At 38.9% G+C, this 23,033-nt stretch carries 26 protein-coding genes and 1 riboswitch; of the genes, 14 read left to right on the top strand and 12 right to left on the bottom strand.

Translation table 11 applies throughout. The features are described 5' to 3' along the window. Positions 1-79 precede the first annotated feature (79 nt). The 3 genes from nadE to AC1Q59_RS00915 form a co-directional block, all read right to left on the bottom strand. Positions 80-901 (bottom strand): NAD(+) synthase, encoded by an 822-nt coding sequence (gene nadE, locus AC1Q59_RS00925; RefSeq protein ID WP_492363888.1) that lies wholly within the window; start codon positions 899-901, stop codon positions 80-82. A gap of 73 nt (positions 902-974) precedes the next feature. Further along, positions 975-2,444: a nicotinate phosphoribosyltransferase gene (locus AC1Q59_RS00920; protein WP_492363887.1), complete on the bottom strand. Its 1,470-nt coding sequence runs from the start codon at positions 2,442-2,444 to the stop codon at positions 975-977. Between the two features lie 87 nt (positions 2,445-2,531). Continuing rightward, positions 2,532-3,443 carry a lysylphosphatidylglycerol synthase domain-containing protein gene (locus tag AC1Q59_RS00915; RefSeq protein WP_492363886.1) on the bottom strand — a complete coding sequence of 304 codons (912 nt, stop codon included), beginning with the start codon at positions 3,441-3,443 and terminating at the stop codon, positions 2,532-2,534. Between the two features lie 160 nt (positions 3,444-3,603). On the opposite strand from AC1Q59_RS00915, the gene AC1Q59_RS00910 reads away from it, so the two are divergent. The 3 genes from AC1Q59_RS00910 to AC1Q59_RS00900 all read left to right on the top strand — a co-directional run bounded on the left by AC1Q59_RS00910 (position 3,604) and on the right by AC1Q59_RS00900 (position 5,384). Beyond that, positions 3,604-3,888, top strand: a complete 285-nt coding sequence (locus AC1Q59_RS00910; protein WP_492363885.1) for a hypothetical protein — start codon at positions 3,604-3,606, stop codon at positions 3,886-3,888. A gap of 34 nt (positions 3,889-3,922) precedes the next feature. Further along, positions 3,923-4,705: a membrane protein insertase YidC gene (yidC, locus tag AC1Q59_RS00905; protein ID WP_492363884.1), complete on the top strand. Its 783-nt coding sequence runs from the start codon at positions 3,923-3,925 to the stop codon at positions 4,703-4,705. Between the two features lie 76 nt (positions 4,706-4,781). Further along, positions 4,782-5,384 (top strand): YhcN/YlaJ family sporulation lipoprotein, encoded by a 603-nt coding sequence (locus AC1Q59_RS00900; protein ID WP_492363883.1) that lies wholly within the window; start codon positions 4,782-4,784, stop codon positions 5,382-5,384. Between the two features lie 47 nt (positions 5,385-5,431). On the opposite strand, the gene AC1Q59_RS00895 is transcribed toward AC1Q59_RS00900, so the two are convergent. Together AC1Q59_RS00895 and AC1Q59_RS00890 are read right to left on the bottom strand one after the other, a co-directional pair. After that, entirely contained in the window at positions 5,432-5,635 is a 204-nt protein-coding gene (locus tag AC1Q59_RS00895) for a DUF6501 family protein (RefSeq protein ID WP_492363882.1), read from the bottom strand. Between the two features lie 29 nt (positions 5,636-5,664). Beyond that, positions 5,665-5,916, bottom strand: a complete 252-nt coding sequence (locus AC1Q59_RS00890) for a hypothetical protein (RefSeq protein WP_492363881.1) — start codon at positions 5,914-5,916, stop codon at positions 5,665-5,667. A 292-nt stretch (positions 5,917-6,208) separates the two neighbouring features. On the opposite strand from AC1Q59_RS00890, the gene zupT reads away from it, so the two are divergent. Next, on the top strand, positions 6,209-7,021 hold the full coding sequence (zupT, locus tag AC1Q59_RS00885) for a zinc transporter ZupT (protein ID WP_492363880.1): 813 nt from the start codon (positions 6,209-6,211) through the stop codon (positions 7,019-7,021). Between the two features lie 35 nt (positions 7,022-7,056). Here the strand turns inward: zupT and AC1Q59_RS00880 are convergent, their stop codons facing one another. After that, positions 7,057-7,851 carry a VOC family protein gene (locus AC1Q59_RS00880; RefSeq protein ID WP_492363879.1) on the bottom strand — a complete coding sequence of 265 codons (795 nt, stop codon included), beginning with the start codon at positions 7,849-7,851 and terminating at the stop codon, positions 7,057-7,059. A gap of 196 nt (positions 7,852-8,047) precedes the next feature. Between AC1Q59_RS00880 and sda the strand changes: the two genes are divergently transcribed. Further along, on the top strand, positions 8,048-8,179 hold the full coding sequence (gene sda / locus AC1Q59_RS00875; RefSeq protein WP_492363878.1) for a sporulation histidine kinase inhibitor Sda: 132 nt from the start codon (positions 8,048-8,050) through the stop codon (positions 8,177-8,179). Between the two features lie 80 nt (positions 8,180-8,259). Here sda and odhB read toward each other — a convergent pair whose 3' ends face one another. Both odhB and AC1Q59_RS00865 read right to left on the bottom strand, forming a co-directional pair. Next, positions 8,260-9,519 (bottom strand): 2-oxoglutarate dehydrogenase complex dihydrolipoyllysine-residue succinyltransferase, encoded by a 1,260-nt coding sequence (gene odhB / locus AC1Q59_RS00870; RefSeq protein ID WP_492363877.1) that lies wholly within the window; start codon positions 9,517-9,519, stop codon positions 8,260-8,262. 1 nt (position 9,520) lies between these two features. Beyond that, positions 9,521-12,358 (bottom strand): 2-oxoglutarate dehydrogenase E1 component, encoded by a 2,838-nt coding sequence (locus tag AC1Q59_RS00865; RefSeq protein ID WP_492363876.1) that lies wholly within the window; start codon positions 12,356-12,358, stop codon positions 9,521-9,523. A 370-nt stretch (positions 12,359-12,728) separates the two neighbouring features. Continuing rightward, a riboswitch (SAM riboswitch) is annotated at positions 12,729-12,846 on the top strand. Between the two features lie 99 nt (positions 12,847-12,945). Here AC1Q59_RS00865 and AC1Q59_RS00860 point away from each other — a divergent pair. After that, positions 12,946-14,079, top strand: a complete 1,134-nt coding sequence (locus tag AC1Q59_RS00860; protein WP_492363875.1) for a methionine biosynthesis PLP-dependent protein — start codon at positions 12,946-12,948, stop codon at positions 14,077-14,079. 18 nt (positions 14,080-14,097) lie between these two features. Here AC1Q59_RS00860 and AC1Q59_RS00855 read toward each other — a convergent pair whose 3' ends face one another. After that, entirely contained in the window at positions 14,098-14,430 is a 333-nt protein-coding gene (locus AC1Q59_RS00855; RefSeq protein WP_492363874.1) for a DUF3889 domain-containing protein, read from the bottom strand. Then, positions 14,420-14,575: a hypothetical protein gene (locus AC1Q59_RS00850; protein ID WP_492363873.1), complete on the bottom strand. Its 156-nt coding sequence runs from the start codon at positions 14,573-14,575 to the stop codon at positions 14,420-14,422. Before AC1Q59_RS00850 ends, AC1Q59_RS00855 begins: the two co-directional genes overlap by 11 nt. A gap of 126 nt (positions 14,576-14,701) precedes the next feature. On the opposite strand from AC1Q59_RS00850, the gene AC1Q59_RS00845 reads away from it, so the two are divergent. Further along, positions 14,702-14,857 (top strand): hypothetical protein, encoded by a 156-nt coding sequence (locus tag AC1Q59_RS00845; RefSeq protein WP_492363872.1) that lies wholly within the window; start codon positions 14,702-14,704, stop codon positions 14,855-14,857. Between the two features lie 147 nt (positions 14,858-15,004). Next, on the top strand, positions 15,005-15,394 hold the full coding sequence (locus AC1Q59_RS00840; protein ID WP_492363871.1) for a globin domain-containing protein: 390 nt from the start codon (positions 15,005-15,007) through the stop codon (positions 15,392-15,394). Between the two features lie 57 nt (positions 15,395-15,451). On the opposite strand, the gene AC1Q59_RS00835 is transcribed toward AC1Q59_RS00840, so the two are convergent. Beyond that, entirely contained in the window at positions 15,452-17,296 is a 1,845-nt protein-coding gene (locus AC1Q59_RS00835) for a beta-propeller domain-containing protein (RefSeq protein WP_492363870.1), read from the bottom strand. 177 nt (positions 17,297-17,473) lie between these two features. Beyond that, complete coding sequence (locus tag AC1Q59_RS00830) at positions 17,474-17,602, bottom strand: hypothetical protein (protein ID WP_492363869.1); 129 nt, start codon at positions 17,600-17,602, stop codon at positions 17,474-17,476. 221 nt (positions 17,603-17,823) lie between these two features. Here AC1Q59_RS00830 and AC1Q59_RS00825 point away from each other — a divergent pair, with 221 nt between their 5' ends. The 6 genes from AC1Q59_RS00825 to qoxD all read left to right on the top strand — a co-directional run bounded on the left by AC1Q59_RS00825 (position 17,824) and on the right by qoxD (position 22,998). Further along, positions 17,824-17,964, top strand: a complete 141-nt coding sequence (locus AC1Q59_RS00825; protein WP_492363868.1) for a YwzD family small protein — start codon at positions 17,824-17,826, stop codon at positions 17,962-17,964. 136 nt (positions 17,965-18,100) lie between these two features. Continuing rightward, positions 18,101-18,871, top strand: coding sequence for a thermonuclease family protein (locus AC1Q59_RS00820; protein WP_492363867.1), 771 nt, complete (start codon positions 18,101-18,103; stop codon positions 18,869-18,871). Positions 18,872-19,153: 282 nt separating this feature from the next. Continuing rightward, on the top strand, positions 19,154-20,137 hold the full coding sequence (gene qoxA, locus AC1Q59_RS00815) for a cytochrome aa3 quinol oxidase subunit II (RefSeq protein WP_492363866.1): 984 nt from the start codon (positions 19,154-19,156) through the stop codon (positions 20,135-20,137). Continuing rightward, positions 20,127-22,103 carry a cytochrome aa3 quinol oxidase subunit I gene (gene qoxB / locus AC1Q59_RS00810; RefSeq protein ID WP_492364314.1) on the top strand — a complete coding sequence of 659 codons (1,977 nt, stop codon included), beginning with the start codon at positions 20,127-20,129 and terminating at the stop codon, positions 22,101-22,103. The genes qoxA and qoxB overlap by 11 nt, the downstream gene beginning before the upstream one ends. After that, positions 22,093-22,698 carry a cytochrome aa3 quinol oxidase subunit III gene (qoxC, locus tag AC1Q59_RS00805; RefSeq protein ID WP_492363865.1) on the top strand — a complete coding sequence of 202 codons (606 nt, stop codon included), beginning with the start codon at positions 22,093-22,095 and terminating at the stop codon, positions 22,696-22,698. Before qoxB ends, qoxC begins: the two co-directional genes overlap by 11 nt. Further along, positions 22,699-22,998 carry a cytochrome aa3 quinol oxidase subunit IV gene (qoxD, locus tag AC1Q59_RS00800; protein ID WP_492363864.1) on the top strand — a complete coding sequence of 100 codons (300 nt, stop codon included), beginning with the start codon at positions 22,699-22,701 and terminating at the stop codon, positions 22,996-22,998. It abuts the gene before it with no gap. The last annotated feature ends 35 nt before the right edge of the window (positions 22,999-23,033 follow it).

The following is a 23,033-nucleotide window of genomic DNA, read 5'->3' as shown; positions in this document are numbered from 1 at the left end:
ACCAGGCGCTTAGGCTCTTTAAAAGTGATCATCTGCAGGCTAAAGATTATCGAAGTGTAAATTTTTAGCCTGGTTTTTCTTAATTCCACCACCTATCAAACATCGAAGCAGGCATCTGGCGTTTGTGTTCGGTTTGCTGATAGCGTTTTTCGATTTTTTCAGCGGTGTCTTTGCTGACCTGTTTCCCTTCCAAATAGTCATCCAATTCGTCATATGAGATCCCAAGCTCTGTCTCGTCTGCTTGGCCCGGTTTTTGATCGAGCAAGTCAGCAGTTGGAACTTTTAAATATAATTTTTCATCCGCACCCAATTCTCTTAATAGTGCCTTTCCCTGCCGTTTTGTCAACCCAGTCAGAGGAGCAACATCCACCCCTCCATCACCATATTTAGTGTAAAATCCAGTAACAGCCTCAGCGGCATGGTCTGTCCCAACCACAAGCAGTCCCAACTGTCCGCCAAATGCATACTGGGCAATCATTCTCATTCTTGCTTTCACATTCCCTTTTTGATAATCACTTAAAGGCTGGCTGCTGACACGGGAATTATATTCCTTTTGTATCTCATCAACAGCACCTTTAATATTAAATACAAATTCTTCATCAGCTTTAATAAAGGACAATGCCATTTGCGCATCCTCTTCATCAGCCTGAACCCCGTAAGGAAGCCTTACAGCAACAAATTTTGCCTCTATTCCTTCTTTGCGCAGGTCTTCCACTGCAAGCTGGACAAGTCTTCCTGCAAGTGTTGAATCCTGACCTCCGCTAATTCCCAGAACATACCCCTTCGCCTTTGTCTTTTTTAGATAATCCTTCAAAAATTCTATGCGCCGGTTAATTTCTTCTTTCGGGTCAATATCCGGGTTTACATTTAATGCTTTCATTATTTCGGCCTGCAAAGTCATTTTAGCTGTCCCCCCTTGAAAGTCTAATTTTAGGGTAATGTTCTACTAGTACGGACCCTATATCTCTGGAAACTTACTTATTAAATGATTGTTTAATGTTTTCTTTCACCATCTGGATATGGTGCATTTTATTATCCCAGCATTTCTGGCTTAAATCGACCGGATATTCTTCCGGATTTAAGGAACGTCTATATTCTTCCCATAGAAGCGTTAGATTTTCATTAGCAAAGTGCTGAATATCTTTAAGATCTGGAAGCTGATAAACAAGCTTGCCGTCTTGAAATATTGGTTTATGAAGCTCTTTTGCTTTAAAGTCTGATACATACTTAGTGATATATGTATGGATAGGGTGAAACATCTTTAAACGCTCTTCTTCCTCTGGATTTTCATCCTTTAAGGTAACGTAGTCCCCTTCAGATTTCTGTGTTTCATTATTGATAATGCGGTAGACTCTCTTCAAACCTGGAGTGGTAACTTTCTCCGGATTTCCGCTAATCTTAATATTGTCGACCATCTCACCCTCTTCATTTTCAAATGATACCAGTTTATAAACGGCACCAAGAGCAGCCTGGTCATAGGCAGTGATTAACTTTGTACCAATTCCCCATGCATCAATTTTTGCGCCCTGTCCCTTTAGGTTCAAAATTGTATACTCATCCAGGTCATTTGAGGCGATAATTTTGGCATCTTTAAAGCCGGCATCATCCAGCATTCTTCTTGCTTCCTTGGAAAGATATGCAAGGTCTCCGCTATCTAACCGTATGCCGATGAAATTAATTTTGTCCCCAAGTTCCTTGGCAACTTTAATCGCATTAGGCACACCAGATTTCAAAGTATCATAAGTGTCTACGAGGAACACACAGTCCTTATGTCGCCTTGCATATTTATGAAAAGCAGTGTATTCGTCTCCGTAGGCTTGAACTAATGCGTGAGCGTGTGTGCCTGAAACAGGTATACCAAATTTTTTTCCAGCTCTCACGTTGGAGGTTGAATCAAATCCGCCTATGTAGGCTGCTCTTGCTCCCCAAAGGGCTGCATCCATTTCATGTGCTCTGCGGGAACCAAATTCCATAGCAGGTTCATCCCCAACGACTTCCTTAATGCGCGCAGCCTTGGTCGCAATCAATGTTTGATAATTCACAATGTTTAATAGCGCTGTTTCAATTAATTGGGCCTGTGCCAGCGGCGCTTCAATTCTCATAAGGGGCTCGTTGCCAAATACCAGCTCCCCTTCTTCTACTGAATAAATGGAGCCAGTAAAACGAAGACTTCGCAAATAGTCCAGAAAGTCTTTTTTGTAATGCAGTTCATTTTGCAAGTAGTCTAAATCACTATCTGTAAATTTAAATTGGCTGATAAACTCAATAACTTTTTCAAGACCGGCAAAAATGCCATAGCCATTTCCAAAAGGTACCTTGCGGAAATATAATTCAAATACAGCTTTTTTATTATGTATGTTATCCTCCCAATAGGTTTCGGCCATATTGATTTGATATAAGTCTGTATGTAATGTTAAGCTGTCATCTGGCAGCAGTGTACTCATCCGTAATCCTCCTAATAATAAACATCAAAATAACTTTTTATAAATTTTACCCTTTATCCGCTTTATTTACCCTAAATATGCCTGCAATTATCTCCTATGTGTAAATTGATAGATAACAAACGGAGCAGCTAATAAAGCTGGAAAAATGTAGTAGCTGAGCCGGTAAAACATAATAATTAACAAGCTAAGTTCGGTAGGAATCCCATGTGTACCCATACCGATTAAAAAAACAAGGTCAAAAGAACCGATTCCTCCTGGTATAAGGCTGATAATGCCGACACAGGCAGAGATAACAACAATAGGGAATAGAACAGAAAAACTGATAGGTACGCTTAAAAATCGGGCAATTCCCCAAATACAAATAACAACAAAAAGCCATTCAAAGATGGAAATCGTCATTAGCTCCGAAACAAAGGCCTTTTTCACCTGCTCCATCTCCCAAAATTTTCTTTGGAAAATGTAAATAAGAATTAATAATGGGGTGTATGCCGCGACGGCCCAAACCGCCAATTTAAGGAACCTTATTTCGGAATAAACGTGTAAATCTGAAAAAACAACCAGCCATGATAAAAATGATAATCCGGTTAAATAAAATAAGGACAACTTCGCAATCATAAGAATATATGGTACATCATCTTGCACATACTTCCTGAAATAAAGAGATCTAAGTGTTGTCCCCGCTACACCTCCAAATCCAACCAGGTTTGAAAATGCATTGGCAGAAAAAGAGTAAATAATGAGGTTTCTTCTCTTTATATGTATGCTAAAAATTTTTGTCAGGATCAAGTCATAATAAAACATGGGAATAAGAGAGATAAGGCCAAGTATGAAAATAAGCACAATTTTAAACGCTGGCAGCCGATCTAAATACATATTAATGATATCCCAATCAAATTCCTTAAATAATCCCCTTGCCTCGTATCCAATTAATAATAATAAAAGTATTGGCATTAAGACTTTAATACTGGAAAAAATTTTCTTCTTTTTTAATAAAGACAAAATACCCCACCGTTCAAAAAATAATAGGACTATTTTCCATCCTACTCTATTCTATTCTTTTCGACCCATCTCATCAACAAAATTGGGTAACCTTCCTAATTGCGGCTTGAGAAGAATTCCTTTATAATTGACACATCGCCCAAAAGACTGAGGTGAAGCAATGTTTGATTTTATAATGGAATTTTCTAATATTCCAGCAGAATATACCATTTATGCCAGCTTCTTAGCCAGTGTGATCATTAGGTTTGCTTGGCTGTGGAATATAGAATACCATTTTAATGATACAATAAGAGATTGTCATGAATGGAATGCTGCTGCGAATAATCCAATGCAGCAAATGAAACAGAACAAAGTTCCTTTTTCACATTTAAATTGGCTAGTTAAATGTATTAAAAAGAAAGAAAACCCTGGTGAAGACCCGGACACGGAACCCCAAATCCTATAGATAGATAAATAATGAAAAATTAGGAGGAGTTACCGTGAAATTCCAGAAAAAACTTTTAATCTTTGCTATGATAGCCAGTTCTGCTATGCTGCTTTCTGCATGCTCAAGTACCGGTCAAAATAATGACTCAATGTTTCATCAAATTTTAGTTGAACCCTTCATTAAATTAATTCACGGAATTGCCGTGATCTTTAACGATAATTATGGGATTGCCATTATTGTCTTAACGCTTGGAATTAGGCTGATTCTCATGCCGTTAATGCTTAAACAGTATAAAAACCAGGCAATCATGAAGGAAAAAATGGATACCGTTAAGCCTGACATGGATCGGATTCAAAAGGACCTGAAAGCCGCAAAAGATCCAAAGGACCAGCAAAAGCTTCAGCAGGAAATGTTTGCCCTTTATAAAGAAAATGGTATCAATCCATTAAATATGGGATGTCTGCCTATCCTTATTCAAATGCCCATCCTTATGGGATTTTATTATGCAATCAGGGGTTCTGAAGACATTGCTGCGCATTCATTCCTATGGTTTAGCCTTGGTCAGTCCGATATTTGGATCACTGCACTTGCCGGTATCGTATATTATGTACAGTTTAAGGTATCTATGTCCAATATGCCAATACAGCAGCAATCACAAATGAAGTTTATGGGACTTTTATCCCCTATTATGATTGTGTTTGTATCATTGAATGCACCAGCAGCATTGCCTTTATATTGGACGGTTGGCGGGATTTTCTTAACAATACAGACATATGTCGGAAGAAGGCTATATCAATCACCTGCAGGAATGAAAGCCAAAAACGAAGATAAGTAAAAGGAAGATAATAGTTGGATAAACCTCTTTTACAGATGGAATTCTATTAGTGACATCTAATAAAGGAGGTTTTTTTTTGAAAACTAAAATGATGTTGACTGCTGGTCTGTCAATGCTTCTGATGGCGGGATGCGGGGCAAATGACAATGGCAGAAATAATGTAGGTCTTGGTAATAATGATGTTACTGCACCAACTAGGGTGAATAATCCTGGATATCAAAATGACACATTTAATAATACTACTTATGATTATTATGGCAACAGAATGGATCGTCCGACAAGAATTGGCAATACAGCACGGATGGGCAACGGTACACAGGTGCGAAATATCAATAATGAAACACCGAAGATGCGTGTTGCTGACCGTGCAGCAGATAAAATTGCTTCCATGAAGGAAATAGATCATGCCAATGTCATCGTTACGGATAATAATGCATATGTCGCAGCAAGATTAAGAAACAATTCTAATTTTGACAGAAACCTTGAAAGAAAAATTGCCGATCAGGTAAAATCAGTTGATCAGGATATAGACAATGTGTATGTATCAGTAAACCCGGATTTTTATGACAGAATGAACGGTTATACGAATGATATTCGTGGTGGCCATCCAGTGAATGGATTCTTTGATGAATTTTCACAAACGGTCCGCCGTATCTTCCCAGATAACGCTACAAGATAAGAAATATACAAAAGGAGGATCTACTTTACAGATCCTCCTTCCTCTTATTATGCCTCTTGAAAGTAATCCTTGTAAAATCCCCCAACTTTTCCAGAGTTATCTATTACAAAGTAAAACTCCTCAGTTTCATTTTTTACCTCATAGGTCTTACCTTCAGTTAATACTCGATTAACAATGTATTTTGCAGCATTAGTATGCACGCATTTTACCTTTTTGAGTGTTTCTCTTTCCTGCCAGCTTTGATGGATCATATTTGCCACTCCTTCTACTTTGTCACTTACTAGTATATAGAATATGGAGCTAATGGCGCAAGATGGTTCTTTTGCTTTAATTTATTGGGCTGAAGCTGAAGACTTTTCTTAAGATGCTGTATGTTGTTTTCTTCAAAGGTATATAACTTTCTTGTAATCGCATTCATTAATGTCACATAATTTTTTCCACAAATGGTATCCATTCTTATAAACTCAAGGTGCTCATATAATTGGTCTTTATATATCAGTTCAAAATAATCCCCATTCGAAAGATATTCCATGATATAACCTTCTTTCTTGGTGGATGCATTATTCTTTACCACCGATATGACTTGGTTAAAACATGGATTTTCTTTTGAAGTGCATGAATAGTTCAAGAAAATAATTAGCATATGCAGGAAAACAAAATCAGATACCGAAAAAATATAAAAAAATTTATGTCAATTTTGGCTGGATTGAATAAATTAAATTGACGTAATGTTGATGTGTTTTTAAAATGTTTCACAAAGGAAACTTTTTTAACTTTACGAATATATTCTTATAAAGCTGCTTATTGCAGAGAGGTGAAATGGTGTGCATGAAAATTTATTATTGGCATTTGGTCTTACCTTAATTGCCGGACTTGCCACGGGAATTGGCAGCTTAATTGCCTTTTTTACCTCAACGACTAACACAAAATTTCTTTCAGTTACACTAGGATTTTCAGCAGGGGTAATGATATATGTTTCTATGGTAGAGATTTTTGTTAAAGCGAAAGTTGCATTGACAGCGGCAGTAGGTGATGTACCAGGCAATTGGCTGACAGTAGCTGGTTTTTTTGGCGGGATGGTCCTAATTGCGCTGATTGACAAATTTGTCCCTGAACAAGGAAACCCCCATGAGCCAAGGAAAGTAGAGGATATGAATAAGCAGCAAGGAAAACCTTCTGAAGATCAAGCTTTGCTAAAAATGGGAACCTTTACTGCACTTGCCATTGGAATTCATAACTTTCCAGAAGGAATTGCAACCTTTACTTCTGCCTTGCATGATCCTGCCCTAGGAATTGCCATTACAATTGCGATAGCCATTCATAATATTCCTGAAGGCATCGCCGTTGCTGTTCCGATCTACTTCGCCACCAAGAGCAAGAAAAAGGCTTTTAAACTTTCATTTTTGTCGGGATTAGCTGAACCCATTGGAGCACTTGTTGCATTCTTGATATTAATGCCGTTCCTAAATGATATTATCTTTGGATTGATTTTTTCTGCTGTTGCTGGGATTATGGTATTTATCTCACTGGACGAATTGCTGCCAGCCGCAAAAAAGTATGACAGCGGCCATCTTTCTATATATGGGCTTATTGCCGGAATGGCTGTTATGGCTATAAGTTTGCTGTTATTTATGTAAAAAAATCATCGGACCGTATATGCGGCCCGATGATTTTATTTGTACAGAGTCTGATAAAGTGTAATTTCATTTTTACTGATAGGCGGGTTAAATTCAATAAGGAAAGGGCGCTCCCCTCTAGATGCAATTGTTTCCTTGACAATTCCTGACTTGCTGGATTCACAAAAAACTATGTTTGCTGCTCCTGCTTTTAGCACAGTCTTTTTTGACGCGCCTGAGGGTTCCATATATGTATCATGAATCGGAAAATCAAGTAATTCAGACCACAGCTTTGCGGTTTGATCGCAATTTTTTACAGCATAAGAAATGGATTGGATTGTATGGTTTGCTAGTTTCTTATCCATCATGCCAAGGCTTTTAAGTTCTTTAAACCGTTCATCATCCTTCTGTCCCCATTCGATGAAAAATGGATATGGAACGGATGCTTCCTCCTTTAGAAACAGCATTTTCCATTCGATAACCGTGCCATCTTTTCTTCTTCGGCTTCCAGGAAATATTGGGAAAGTACTGTAGCCTTTCTTCTCCAATGTATCCTTAAGATCTTCAATATTATCTGTTCGAAAACATATTTGTCCTGCTCCCTCTCCCCTAGCTAAATCTTTTACTAGGTGCTGGATAAGGGGGTTATTTGATTGCTGGGCAATTTCTTGGTTTTCAATCGCAAGATACTCTATATACGATGAAGCTGTGTATAACAAACTGTTATATGTTCCCCATAATTCATGGCTTCCGCCCATGACAGCTTTTATTCCGTGTTTTTCCCATTGTTCAACAGCAGCTTGAGGATCTTGACTGATAAAATGGACAATATGATCTAGCAGTAAATTCATTTTCAACATTCCTTTCATGCGTTTTATATTATTTTACAGATAGAGGGCACGATGCTTCAAATATTTTACACTTATCATGATTAAAGTCCCTTTTTTGAATTTTTTCCATTAAAGGTCTTTTCAAAATGGAAAATAACAATTAGAATGAAATGAATAGAAAGAATATTCAATCCATTTAACTGGGAGGTAATGCAAAATGAAGATTATGAGTAATGAACAATTGGTTGTCTCGTATCGTGATGCATTAAAGTCAGGTTCTGAGAAAGAATGGATTTGGATATTGAAAAAGGAAATCATCAAACGAGGTTTAAAGCCTGTGAAAAAGTAAATGTAAGAGTATTTTTGTTCCATAAAAAAATCAGAGTGGCTATATGCCACTCTGATTTTTTCATCATCATGATGGTATTATTAAGCTTCAAAAAGAAGTGATTCTGGATCTTCAATAAGTTCTTTAACATGTTTTAAGAAGGTAACAGCTTCTTTACCATCGACGATACGGTGATCATAGGAAAGAGCAAGATACATCATTGGACGATTTTCCATTCTTTCAGCATCAATGGCAACTGGACGAGTTTGAATCGTATGCATGCCAAGGATACCTACTTGAGGTCCATTAAGGATTGGTGTTGATAATAGAGAACCGAATACTCCACCGTTTGTAATAGTAAATGTTCCGCCTTGAAGGTCGGATAAAGCTAGCTTGTTATTTCTTGCTTTAACAGCTAAATCACTGATATCTTTTTCAATTTCGGCAAAGTTTTTGCTGTCTGCATCACGAACAACTGGAACAACTAGACCTTCTTCAGTTGAAACAGCAACACCGATATCATAGAACTTTTTAAGTAGAAGTTCGTCGCCTTGAATTTCAGCATTAAGCAGCGGGCATTTCTTTAATGACGCAACAACAGCTTTTGTAAAGAATGACATGAATCCTAATTTTACGTCGTTTTCAGCAAAGAACTTATCCTTGCGGCGCTTACGAAGATTCATAACATTAGTCATGTCGACTTCATTAAATGTAGTCAGCATAGCAGTTGACTGTTTAACTTCAAGAAGCCTGTTGGCAATTGTTTGACGGCGGCGTGTCATGCGAACGCGCTCTACCTCTTTGCCTCCAACCTGTGCAGCAGGAGCTGGTGCAGCTGCTGGTTTTTGTGGTGCAGGTACAGAAGCTGCAGCCTGCGGGTTGAAAGATGAAACATCCTGTGCACGAACTCTGCCAAGCGGGTCAGCTGTTGGCACTTGATTTAAATCAATTCCTTTTTCTCTTGCCATTTTTCTTGCAGCAGGAGATGCAATTGTGCGCTGACCTTCGTTAGCAGAAGCTGGAGCAGCTGCCTGTTCAGCCTTAGCTGGTGCAGCTTGTTCTGCTTGTGCAGGTGCTTTTTCTTCTTGTGCCGGAGCAGCTTGTGGCGCACTTGCTCCTGCCTGACCTGCCTCATCAACAACTGCGATCGTGTCGCCAACGTTTACGTTATCTCCCTCTTCAGCTTTAACTTCAGTTAAGATCCCGCTGAATTCAGAGATAATCTCAACATTTACTTTATCAGTTTCTAATTCAACAACATAGTCGCCTTTATTTACAGCATCTCCCGGCTTTTTAAGCCATTGTGCGATTGTTCCTTCTGTAATTGATTCTGCTAGTTCAGGTACTTTGATTTCTGCCACCTTAATTTCCTCCTTCTTGCGATTGCGTTAATGCTTCATTAATAATACGTGCCTGTTCTTTTTTATGGAAGTCTGGATCACCCTCTGAAGGGCTTGAACGACGGCGTCTTCCAACATATGATACTTCAACATCGTCTAATGCAACTTCATGCAGTCTTGGTTCAACAAAGTTCCAAGCACCCATGTTTTTAGGTTCCTCTTGAACCCAGACAATTTCTTTTAAGTTTGGATAACGGCTTGCCACATCTTTGATCATTTGCATTGGGAATGGATAAATCTCCTCTACGCGTACGATATGGAACCAATCCTGATTTTCGATTTTCTTTAGGTTTTCTGCTAAATCAATAGCCATTTTTCCAGTGGCAAGAACTAATCGAGTTACCTTATCAGTTTCTTGTCCAAGACCTGGCTGCTCTAAAATAGACTTGAATTCGCCATCGCTTAGATCAGTGATAGATGATGTTACAAGTGAGTGGCGAAGCAGACTCTTCGGCGACATAATAACAAGAGGGCGAACCTCTTCTTTATTTAGTATTGCTGCCTGTCTGCGCAAAATATGGAAATATTGTGCAGAAGAAGACAGATTCGCTACAGTCCAGTTATTTTCAGCTGCCAAAGTTAAGAATCTTTCCAAACGGGCACTCGAGTGCTCAGGACCTTGACCTTCATAACCATGCGGCAAAAGCATAACAAGTCCGGATTTTTGTCCCCACTTTGCCCGGCCAGCTGCGATAAATTGGTCGAAAATGACTTGGGCAGAGTTAGCAAAATCTCCGAATTGTGCTTCCCAAAGAACTAGTGTTTCTGGAGCAAACACATTATAGCCATATTCAAATCCAAGAACAGATGTTTCAGATAATGGACTATTATGCACAGCAAAGGACGCCTTTGCTGATGATAGATTATGCAAAGGTGAGTAGGATTCTCCTGTTACATGGTCATGCAGCACAATATTTCTATGTGCAAACGTACCGCGCTCGGAGTCCTGTCCTGTTAAACGAATTGGTGTGCCATCCTTCAGAATGGATGCAAATGCTAAAGTTTCAGCGTGTCCCCAATCGATTTTAGCTGTTCCGTCCAGCGCCTCTAATCTTCTCTTAAGGATTTTTTCAAGCTTGCTGAACACCTTAAATCCTTCTGGGAAAGCTAACAGTTCTTCGTTTATTTCTTTTAGATCTGCCTCAGGTACAGCCGTATTTATTTTCGGAAGTCCTTTTTCAATAATTTCTGGAGGATTCATAGATGGGGTGTCTGCTTTTTCATTAGGCACCTTTCCATGAGCTTCCTTAAGTCGGCTTGTCACACTTTCCTCAATTTCACGAATCGTCTCTTTCGTTATAAAAGATTGATCTGCAAGTTTTTGAGCGTACACTTCCTTAACAGAAGGTTTGTTATTAACGATATTGTACATTAACGGGTTGGTTGTCATCGGCTCATCCATCTCATTGTGTCCGAATCTTCGGAAACCAATGAGATCTATTAAAAAGTCTTTTTTAAACTTTTCACGGTATTCCGATGCAAACTTGGCAGCAGCAATACAAGCTTCTGGGTCATCCGCATTCACGTGAAGGATTGGTATTTCAAATCCTTTTGCCAAATCACTGGCATATCTTGTAGAACGGGAATCACGAGATTCGGTTGTAAATCCGATCGTATTGTTAGCAATAATATGAATGGATCCGCCTGTATTATAGCCCTTTAGCTGACCAAGGTTCAATGACTCTGCCACAACGCCTTGGCCAGGAAAAGCAGCATCACCATGAATGACAATGGAAAGAGCAGTACGGAAATCAGTTTTTGGATACCCTTTTTCACTGCGGTCATCCTGTGCAGCACGGGTATAACCTTCAACAACTGCATCCACAAATTCAAGGTGACTTGGGTTATTGGCTAGAGTTAATCGCGCAACAGTCGTATTTTCGTCTTTTATTTTCTTGTCTAGTCCTAAATGATATTTTACATCCCCTGTCCAGCCAAAACTAATTCCGATTGATCCTTCAGAAGGAACTAGGTCTTTATTAGGAGCATGCTGGAACTCTGCAAATATCATTTCATACGGTTTACCAAGGACATGTGCCAAAACATTGAGGCGTCCGCGATGAGCCATCCCAATATTAATGGTATCTGTACCTTTTGAAACAGATTCAGAAATAATTTGATCAAGCAAAGGTATCATGGAATCTAAGCCCTCAATGGAAAACCTCTTTTGTCCAACATAAGTACGATGAAGGAATTTTTCAAACTCTTCAACTTCCGTTAATCTCTTAAGGACTTTTGTTTTTTCATTAGTGCTTAATTTTACTTTTAAACCACTAGATTCAACTTTGCGGCGTAGCCAGTCTTTTTCGTTTTCGTCATATACATGATGAAATTCAAATGCAATTGTATCCATATATATACTTTTTAAGTATTCAATCGCATCAAATCCATTAAGAAGGACAATTGGTGCATCCTTGCAGATGATGCCTGCTGGAAGCGCTCGCAAGTCTGCTTCTGTTAGACCATATTGCGAAAGCTCAAAAAGATTCTTTTCCGGTTCATGATCCTTTAAGGGATAGATATCTGCAGCCCTGTGGCCATATGTACGGATGTTATCTGCCAGCCTTAATGCTGCTAATGTTTTTTCTAATTGTGCAGGTGATGCAGTGTCTGCATCTGTCCCCATTGAAGACTCTGTTTCTACCACAGGTGCTCCATATGTTTCAAAGTAGGCCTTTAGTTCTGGGTCGATTGATTCCGGATCTTGCAAAAAAAGCTCATATTGCTCAATTACATAGCCAAGGTTTGGGCCAAAGAAGTCTTGATTTAAAGGCCTTCCACCACTCAGCGGCTTTTTCATGGAAAATAACCTCCATAACAACTTATATTATTTGAGAAAAGCTCTAGCCCTTATCCCCTTACTAGATAAATAAAAGAATAATAATATTTTTCAGAGGATAAATGTGTCCTAAGACATTTTACCACTTTAAAGTAGGTTATTCAAAAGGTTTTTAATATTTATGCAGTGAAAATTATGCACTTCCGATACAAGAGAAAATATATATACTGAAAAAGTAATTTTATGGATTAAACCGGTGATTTTTTAAGTTACTCTTTTTTTCTTCCTTATTATATTCAAATCATGCTAAAAGATAAAAAATTGCAGATAAAAAGGATTGCATTTCATTTCGTCCTATTGTATTCTTTAAGAAAATTAAAAACTTTTAAAGTTCTTATCCAGAGAGGTCGAGGGTTCAGGCCCTAAGACGCCTCAGCAACCTTCAATCATAAAACGATTGAAAAGGTGCTAATTCCTGCAAGTTTCTAAAGAAGCTTGGAAGATAAGAAGAATGGCGATTCTTAACCGATAAGTCTTCTTCTTAAAGAAGGCTTTTTTTCATTTCATTTTGAGGTGAAATTAAGCCGAGAAAAAGGAGTGCGATAAATATGTATAAGCATGATACCATACTCGCTCAAATCGGCAACCGCAGTGAAACACTAACTGGAACAGTTAATCCGCCAGTATATTTTTCGACTGCCTATCGTCATGAAGGGATTGGCGAGTCAACTGGCTACGATTACAGTCGAACTGGAAACCCTACACGGGCAATCCTCGAAAAAGCCATTGCAGATCTGGAGGAAGGTGACCAAGGATATGCCTGCAGTTCTGGAATGGCAGCCATCTTTACTGTCCTCTCAATCTTTAAATCCGGTGATGAGATTCTTGTTTCAAAGGATTTATATGGCGGTACATATAGACTTTTTGAAAAGGCCTTTAAAAAATGGGGAATAACATGTAAATATCTAAGCTCGTTCTCACCTTTTGAGCTAGAAAAGGAAATAACAGATAGTACTAAAGCGATTTTTCTGGAAACCCCTACTAATCCTTTAATGGAACAGACAAATATCGCTGAAGTTGCTGTTTTTGCAAAAGAGCATCAGCTTTTGCTTATCGTTGACAATACTTTTTTTACCCCAATACTGCAGAAACCGTTAAAACTCGGTGCAGATATTGTCATTCATAGTGCAACAAAATACCTTGGCGGTCATAATGATGTATTGGCAGGGCTCATCGCTGCAAAGGGAAAAATATTATGCGAACTGCTTGCTTTGTATCACAATTCGGCAGGGGCGGTATTAAGTCCGTTCGATTCCTGGCTGCTCATACGGGGAATGAAGACCCTCTCATTAAGAATGGAAAGACATGAAAAAAATGCAAAAGAAATTGCCAGCTATTTATTGAATCATGAAGCAGTCACAGATGTTCTTTATCCGGGACGCGGAGGTATGATCTCATTTCGCATCAAGGATGAAAGTTGGGTTAACCCTTTTTTGCAAAACCTATCCCTGATTAGTTTTGCTGAAAGTCTAGGCGGAGTTGAAAGCTTTATTACGTATCCAGCCACACAAACGCACGCAGACATCCCAGAAGCTGTCAGGATGCAGACTGGAGTATGCAACCGGTTACTGCGATTTTCTGTTGGAATTGAGGATTCTTACGACTTAATCGAAGACTTGAATACTGCCTTTGCCAGTATCTTAAACAAGGAAAGAAAACAGATAAAAGCTCTTGATTTATAACAAGAGCTTTTATCTGTTTTATGTAGCTGATTGCCTTGTGCTGATTTTAATGACTTTGTCGTTTTTTGGATCAAAATCAATATCAATATAGATTCCAAATTCCTGCCCCGCTTCTTTAGCCCATAGCTTAAATCTCTCTGTTGCAATATTTCCTTTATCCTCTCTGCCAATATGCAAGTAATCAACAATATCAGCGTTTGGATATTTTTCCATGGCTGTTTCCATAGCAAGTCTGCCCCATTTAGCATATGGTGGTGCATCAGGCTTGGCATACAGGGTTTGCGGCGAATATAGACATAAAAGAAAAAGAACATTTAGGACGGATAAGCCTATTTTAATTTTAAAATTCATTGCTATTTTCCCCTGCATTATTTTCAAACTCTTCCCGCATTCTTTCCTCTTCTTCCATAACTGAAATATAGGCTATCTGTTCTTCCAATAAGTGATGAAAAACATCTTTATCCTCTTGGCAATTAAATCCCTTTTCTTTGTTCATACTAAGGTCTGCCTCCTAAGAATGTTTTTTCCTTATCATTTGAATTTACATATAGCCTTATTCAAAATTCTCCGCTCGAATAAATTTGCAGTAATTCCTGCATTCTATAAACGAGGAGGTGCGGTGATGGATACTGGTGTTCCAGAAATGCATCATTTGAAATACGATCCTATTATAGCTTTTACAACAGATTCCATTGTGACAAATACAGATCTTGATGCTGAAAGTTCAATTGGCACAACAAAGGAACCTGAGGAAAATGATTATAATCCATTTGATTGATGTAAAGCATTGCCGTCAAACGAGGCAATGCTTTCTATTATTTTGAAAAAAATAATATTTATTGAACTGTGATATGAATCACAAAAAGCCGTATGTGATATTATTATAATTAATATAAATAGAGGATTAAATAGGACGGTGATTTAAATGGATTATAAAATTAACACACTTTTTGGAGAGATTGGCGGAGCTGAAACATTGGAAGAACTAGTTAATGCCTTTTATCCCCGTGTATACGCTGATGATGATTTAGCTCCATTATTTGTTGGCGACATGGAAGAAATTAAAAGAAAGCAGCGAATGTTTCTATCGCAATTTACTGGGGGACCCGCCCTATACAGCGAAGAGTTTGGGGCGCCAGCTATGCGCTATCGCCATATGCCCTTTGAAATTACCCCTACGCGTGCTAAAGCCTGGCTTCGCTGCATGAAGGAAGCTTTTGAAGAAATTGGATTAGATAAAAGCCCTGCGGGTGAAGCTTTTTATTCCAGGCTGACACAGGTTGCTGGGATCATGGTTAATTCCGAGGATCAATAGAAATCAACAGGGGGCTTCTCTCGCATATTTTGCGAAAGCAAAAGCCCCCTTTCATTTCTACTTTATTGTCCATTCACCTATCTCCTGAAACGAATTCAGATCATAGGCGCTGATTTTATCAGGTGATAAAGCGTACATAGCATCACCGATATAAATTAGTCTATCAATATTATTTTCCCATTCTTCATAGGGTATTTTTTCTTTTTGATGTGTAATTTTTGTTTTAAGGCTGAACCCTTTAGTTAAATCAAGTTTGTACACATAAGCTCCTTGGAAGTTGAATTCAGACTCATATGGACTATTTTTCTTATTTTCATAAACCGCAATTGGGAATGCGATCACGTTTTGTTTCTTATTAAATAATAAAGCTTTATGATCATAGTTTAATGGGGAGTACGTTCCCCTGCCTCCTATGATTTCTGTGAATTTTTCCTTTGGATTGGCCATGTCAGTTACGTCAAAAAGTGAAATCTTTACACCATCAGTTAGAATAATTGGCCGATCCCTTATACCTTTCCCTGATACCTTCGTATCATGGCCAAAACCAATTAAGTGGTTTTCATCATATGGGTGAAGATAATTACTAAAGCCCGGGATTTTTAATTCACCGAGTACTTTAGGATTTTTCGGATCTGAACCGTCTATAACAAACAGCGGGTCTGTTTCTCTAAATGTGACAATATAGATCCTGTCATTCATAAAGCGGGCAGAATAGATCCGCTCCCCTCTCGCTAAATTCTCAAGCTTGCCAACTTCATCGAGGTTTTCATCCAGAATATATAGATTATTTGCTGACGGCCGATCTTCATCCCAAACAAAGCCATCTGTTGTAGCGATGCGAAAGTATCCCTTGTACTCGTCCATTGAGAATTGGTTTAATATTGTTCCCTTAATGTCACTTGAACTGTGAAAATCAACTTTCATACCGTTGATTGAAAATTTATAGACCGTTGTTTGCGGCTTACTGGACCTGGATGTTTCGATCATCCAAGGAACAAATTTATTGACGGCAAGATAAAGATTTTCCTTAGACATATATAATTGATCGCCGCTGCCTACAAATGCTGTAACCTGCATTTTTGTATTCGGATTCTCTAGATCAATAACAGCAATGTTTGTAAAATTAGTTTCTTGCGACTGCGGAAAATACTGAATATCCTTGTAATCAGCTGCCTGAGCCTGCGCTCCCTGCTGGGAATCATAATAACGCGGTCGAAGGTCTATTTCAGCATTCTCCTTAAGAAGCCAAATATCGGGATATTTATTGGCAATGAGATATACTTTGCCGTCCATAAGCCTAGAAGAGACCAATGTACCTTCTATATCAATTTCCCTTAGTTTTTTTGGATTCTTCTTATCTTTGACATCATATATAATCGCCTTGGTTGTTTCATGGATAGGCGCAATCCCTATGTCTTTTCCTTTGCCGTGGGTTGTATTGGTCATTTTTTCATAGCTATGGCCCATGACAATTAAAGAATTTTTATGCAAAAAAAGCTGAGTCGGCGAGAATGATGGATCATACGTAATGAGTGCATCTAGTGTCATTTCGCTGGCCGGGACAGCACGTATCAATTGCAGCTTGCCATCCTTCACTTGGAAGATATGTGTACCGTCTGTTTTTACGGTATCCCCCTCATCGATCCCCTCAACCTGAACATTCGTATTTGAAAAATCTTGTGAACTGCCGGTATCAGCCTTTGAAGATTCTTCACTTGCTGCAGCGGATTCCTTCCAGATAGATTGTTTCATCCTCTTTTCTTCTTCTTTTAATCTTTTAAGAAAGTAAGCATTTAAAGCTTCCTTAGATTCAATGCTTGCGATATCCCCTGCTTCAGTTATTCCAGAATCTGTCACTGCGGAATAAGACGGTTTGAAAGTTATCATTGTGATCAAGGTCATGATAATGAACAGGACCCCGCCAAACAAAAACCATTTTTTCTTGATAAAACATCACCCCTTTAATGACTTTGACGCAAAGGGGGTTCCAATTGTTACAATTGTTATCAGTTATTTCCAGTATATGTGTTTAAACAAAAAATCCACTCATGCGAGTGGATTTTTTGTGATATTGTATTTTTACCAATCCTGTGTGAGCTCAAGTAATTTGTCAATTTCAATTTGTCTGATCATATACCCTAAATTATCATCCGCCATTTCTTCTGTCGCTTCCAAGAGTTTGTCAATATCGGTAGGAATTAAACGCATACATCAGATCTCCTTTTTGAAAAATACATTCAAATATTTACAAGATCATTCGATGTTTAGTTCCCTGTTTTTGGGGGTAGTAAACTAAAAAAATATTTCTTTATAAAAGATTCAGCAAATGCCCCCAGGCTTTAAGTCACAATTAAAGTTGACGGTTAATATACTGTAATGATTTTTATCCTTGAGTCTGATGACATTAATATAATAGAAGGTGTTAATGGATGAACCGGCAAGTAAAATCCTATGAATTTGCTAAGGTTTTACAGCAGGCTTTAAATAAAGGACAAAATGAACACCAAATAACCGTTCAAGAGCTCCTGAAAGAGCTCATTCACCAGCTAGAGCCCATCATCAAAAAATGAAGCATGGAGGTGCAGCTCCTGTTTCATTTTTTGATTTCTAGCGCATATATTTGTTAGAAAATTGTAAAAAGTGGCGAGAAATAGCAGTTATATGGTAATATAGATTACCGTATAAGGTTACAGGAGGTACATAAAATTGTATAAAATAAAACGGGTCTATATCCTTTTGATTGGCTGTTTGATATTTAGCGCTTTTCCAGCCCTATCACCTGCAGCCAGTGAGAAAGCCTCTACTACTCCCGATGAATCCCTGGTCCTTGGTGAAAAATACCCAGCTGAACTAGTTCGGTGTGTGGATGGGGATACTGCCTATTTTAAAATTAATGGACAAACATATAAGATTCGCTTCTTATATATTGATACGCCAGAAAGTACGAATGAAACAGAACCATTCGGCATGGAAGCAAGCGTCTTTACGTGCTCTTATTTAAAATCTGGATCACTAACGATTGAGACAGATGGCAGCACTCTTTTTGATAAATATAATCGCCTCTTGGCCTGGGTATGGGTAGACGATAAACTTCTTCAAGAAGAAGTGACAAGAGCGGGTTTGGTCGAGGACTTCTATGATTATGATGATTATTTATACGAAGATCAAATCATCGAGGCGATGGCCGATGCAAAGAAGCTATCAAAAGGCATGTATGCTGATATAGAAACACCTGGCAGCACGGAAGGCTTGGATGAACAAATGGATACCGAAGATGATGCAGCAAGTGTCCCGGCAGAACCTCCCCTTGCTGAGGAAGTACTGAAAAATGAAGAGCTGAAGAAAAAAATTGAAGAAGTCAGCCAGCATGAAGAATTGGACAAGGATCAGGCTGTATCTCCTTCAGGTATCTTTATTTGGCTCGTTTTCATAGGACTTTCTATCTTTATATTTAGAAGAAAAGTCAGCAAAAGATAAAAATAGCGAAAAGACATCTTTTTAAGATGTCTTTTTTTTATTTACTTTTTGAAAATAATTGTTCAAAAAGTGTTCAAATTTTAATTATCGCCGAAAAACCACGTGTATCAAGGGGTGTGCCTGTCCCCCCGAAAAAATTCTGATTTACATTTTTTTACTTCGATTTTTCGTCACAACAAAACCTCGTCCCCCATGTTATCATCATCATCACAGTGGAAATACATTTAACAAGATTTTCTTTTAAAGAATTAATGGTATTACTCTATAAGGAGCTGGAATCTTATGAAGTTAAAAAAGTTATTGCTGCCTCTAATGGCCCTTTTTACTGCAAGCGTATTGAGCGGCTGTGATTTGGTAGTTTTTCAGCCGCAGGGTCCGGCTGCCAGAAGCATTACAGATCTGATTAACTGGTCTCTAGTTTGGATGCTTATTGTAGTTGTCGTCGTTATGGTCCTATTTATCACAATTGTGTGGAAGTATCGTGAAAAAAAGGAAAATATGAATTATGAACCCCCAGAGGAACATGGAAGCATTTGGCTTGAGATCACCTGGACGGCAATTCCCTTTTTAATCGTTATTGCACTAACAATTCCAACTGTCACCACTTTATATGATTTGGATAAGGTTCCAAAAGGGTATGAGAATAAGGAACCCCTCATTGTCCATGTAACATCAGCGGACTGGAAATGGATATTCAGTTATCCTGAAGAAGGAATTGAAACTGTTAATTATGTCAATATCCCTGAAGACCGCCCAGTTTTGTTTAAATTAACATCTGCAGGAACGATGCAATCATTTTGGGTCCCTGCTTTAGGCGGTCAAAAATATACAATGGGTAAAATGGAGACTGACATGTATCTGGTTGCTGACAACCCAGGCTCCTATCAAGGAAAAAACACAAACTTTAATGGCCGCGGCTATGCAGATATGGAATTTGAGGTTTTAGCGCAAACACAAGAAGAGTTTGATGAGTGGGTTGAGGAAGCACAGAGCCGTGCCCCTAAATTAACTGAAGAAGAGTACGAGGATTTGCTTCAGCCAACTGTTTTAGGACGAAAAACCTTCTCTAATACTCATCTTGAATGGGTGAACCATGCTGATCCTAATTCAAAAACATATACAAATCCTGAAAGCTACAGGGGTCATGGTTACCAAGGAAAGATCTTTGAAGAAAATGATAATTATAAAAATAAATCAGAAGAAAATACGAATCAGCTAGAAGCAAATGCACACACAAATCATGGGGGTGAACATGATGAACATTAAATGGGATGAAATCTTAATTACTGGCGACCCGCTTATACTAGGTTCACAGATTGCTATTGTACTAACGATGGTTGGAGTTATTGCCGGGATCACCTATTTAAAAAAATGGAAATGGCTTTGGACAGAATGGCTTACAACAGTTGACCACAAAAAAATTGGTGTTATGTATATTATTGCTGGTGTACTCATGTTTTTCCGCGGCGGTGTCGACGGCTTACTCATGAAGGCCCAAACCGCCAGACCGGAAATGGAATTTTTAAATGCCCAGCATTATAATGAAGTTTTTACAACCCACGGGGTTATTATGATTATCTTTATGGCCATGCCAATGCTGATTGGAATCATGAACGTTGTCATTCCACTGCAAATTGGCGCAAGAGATGTGGCCTTCCCGCAGTTAAACGCACTAAGCTTTTGGCTATTCTTTAGTGGTGCTATGCTGTTTAATATTTCATTTGTTGTCGGAGGATCTCCGGATGCTGGCTGGACTTCCTACTTCCCGCTTGCTGGAAAAGAGTTCAGTCCAAGTATTGCGAATAACTATTATGCGGTTGCGCTGCAGATTGCCGGAATCGGTACCCTGATTTCGGGAATTAACTTTATCGTGACGATTTTGAAAATGAGAACAAAAGGTATGACCTTAATGAAAATGCCAATGTTTACATGGACTGGTTTCATAACTTCCATAATCATTGTGGCAGCCTTCCCTATCTTTACAGTCGCACTTGCCCTTATGACAACTGACCGCCTATACGGTACACACTTCTTCACTCTATCCGGCGGCGGATTGGATATGTTATGGGCCAACCTTTTCTGGCTATGGGGACATCCAGAGGTATATATCTTGATTCTCCCAGCCTTTGGTATATATTCTGAAGTCATCTCGACTTTTTCGCGGAAATCTCTTTATGGCTATAAATCTATGATTGTTTCAATTGTATCTATTGCAATTCTAAGTATGCTGGTATGGGTCCACCACTTTTTCACAATGGGTTCAGGACCTACAGTTAACTCGATTTTCTCAATTTCAACCATGTTAATTGCGGTACCAACAGGAATAAAAATATTTAACTGGCTTTTCACCATGAGAAAAGGCCGCATTAAGATGACAACGCCAATGCTATGGGCGCTTGCTTTTATCCCATGCTTCCTCATCGGCGGTGTAACTGGTGTCATGCTTGGAATGGGGGCAGCGGATTTCCAGTACCATAATACGCTATTCCTTGTCGCCCACTTCCATTACACAATCATTCCTGGAGTTGTATTTGCGGTATTTGCCGGCATATATTACTGGTGGCCAAAAATGTTTGGATTTATGCTAAACGAAAAGATCGGAAAATGGCATTTCTGGTTATTTGTGATTGGTTTTAACCTTACATTTTTCCCAATGTTCTTCCTTGGCCTAGATGGGGCTGTTCGCCGAGCTTACACCTACTCAGCTGAGTCTGGCTTTGCTCCATTATTTGGTTTATCAGCGATTGGTGCTGCGATTCTAGCCTTAGGGTTCGCTGCGTTTTGTTATAACATTTATTGGAGTATTCGCCATGCTGACCGCAATATTTCCAGTGATCCATGGGATGCAAGAACACTTGAATGGTCTACAGCTTCACCAGTTCAATACTATAACTTTGCTAAACTTCCAGAGGTAAACAGGCTTGATGCTTTCTGGCATATGAAAAAAGAGCATCAAGGTCTAACTTTGAAGGAAAGTGAAATAGAAGAAATTCATATGCCAAGCAATTCAGGACTTCCGATTTTCATGGGCGCCGTATTCGGTATTGCGGGATTCTTCCTTGTGTTTGAGTGGCATATTGCCGCTGCAATTGCCGGTATCGGCATTATTTCCGGATTAATTATCCGTTCATTTGATTATGATGATGGTTATCATGTAAAAGTTAATGAAATTAAGAGCATAGAAAAATCATGGCGAAATGTTGAGGGTGAGGTGCACGATCATGTCAGCTAATGTAAACACAGCTTTGCCGCTTGAATATCAAAGAGAGCAAGACCGGATGAATATTCTCGGCTTCTGGATTTTCCTTGGTGCGGAGATCATATTGTTCGCAACACTCTTTGGAGTATATGGGGTCCTTTACCAGCGTTATGCTGGCGGACCTACCCACCAGGATATTATTGTGATCAAGGATGTCATGATTCAAACGGTCCTCTTGCTAACTAGCAGCTTTACAATGGGTCTGGCGATATTTGAAATGCGCCGGCACAATCTAAAAGGCCTTATAGCCTGGTTTGTAGTGACATTGCTTCTCGGGGGCGGCTTTTTATTCATGGAAATTAATGAGTTCATTCACTATGTCCATGAAGGGGCGACAATGCAAACCAGTGCTTTCCTTTCCAGCCTATTTGTTTTACTTGGCACCCATGGTGCCCACGTTACCTTAGGTATCGGCTGGGCAACGATGGTAATTATTCAGCTTTTAAAAAGAGGCTTGACACCAGTAACGGCAAGAAAAACTTTTATTATCGGACTGTACTGGCATTTCCTTGATGTAGTTTGGATCTTTATTTTCACATTTGTTTATTTAAAAGGGTTGGTGGGATAAATGGAAAAACAAATGAAGGGCTTTCCAGTCAGCCATGTGGTTGGTTTTATCTTTTCTCTCATTCTAACCTTCTCTGCAGCTGGAATTGCCTTAAAAACAGATTTATCATTCAAAGTTATCATGTGGATCATCGGTACCCTAGCCGTTTTTCAAGCTGGCATCCAGTTATTCATGTTTATGCACCTGCGTGAAGGTGAAGACGGCAAGACCAATGTCGTTAATATTGCGTACGGTGTGTTCATGGCAGTGGTTATTGTTGTTGGATCTATTTGGGTCATGAGTTCAGGACACATGCACTAATATTAATGAAAGAAATCGGCTAATAAGCCGATTTC

The sequence above is a fragment of the Cytobacillus sp. MT66 genome (genome assembly GCF_058792595.1).
The sequence above is the reverse complement of the archived record's forward strand: the minus strand, read 5'-3'. Positions and strand labels throughout refer to the sequence as shown.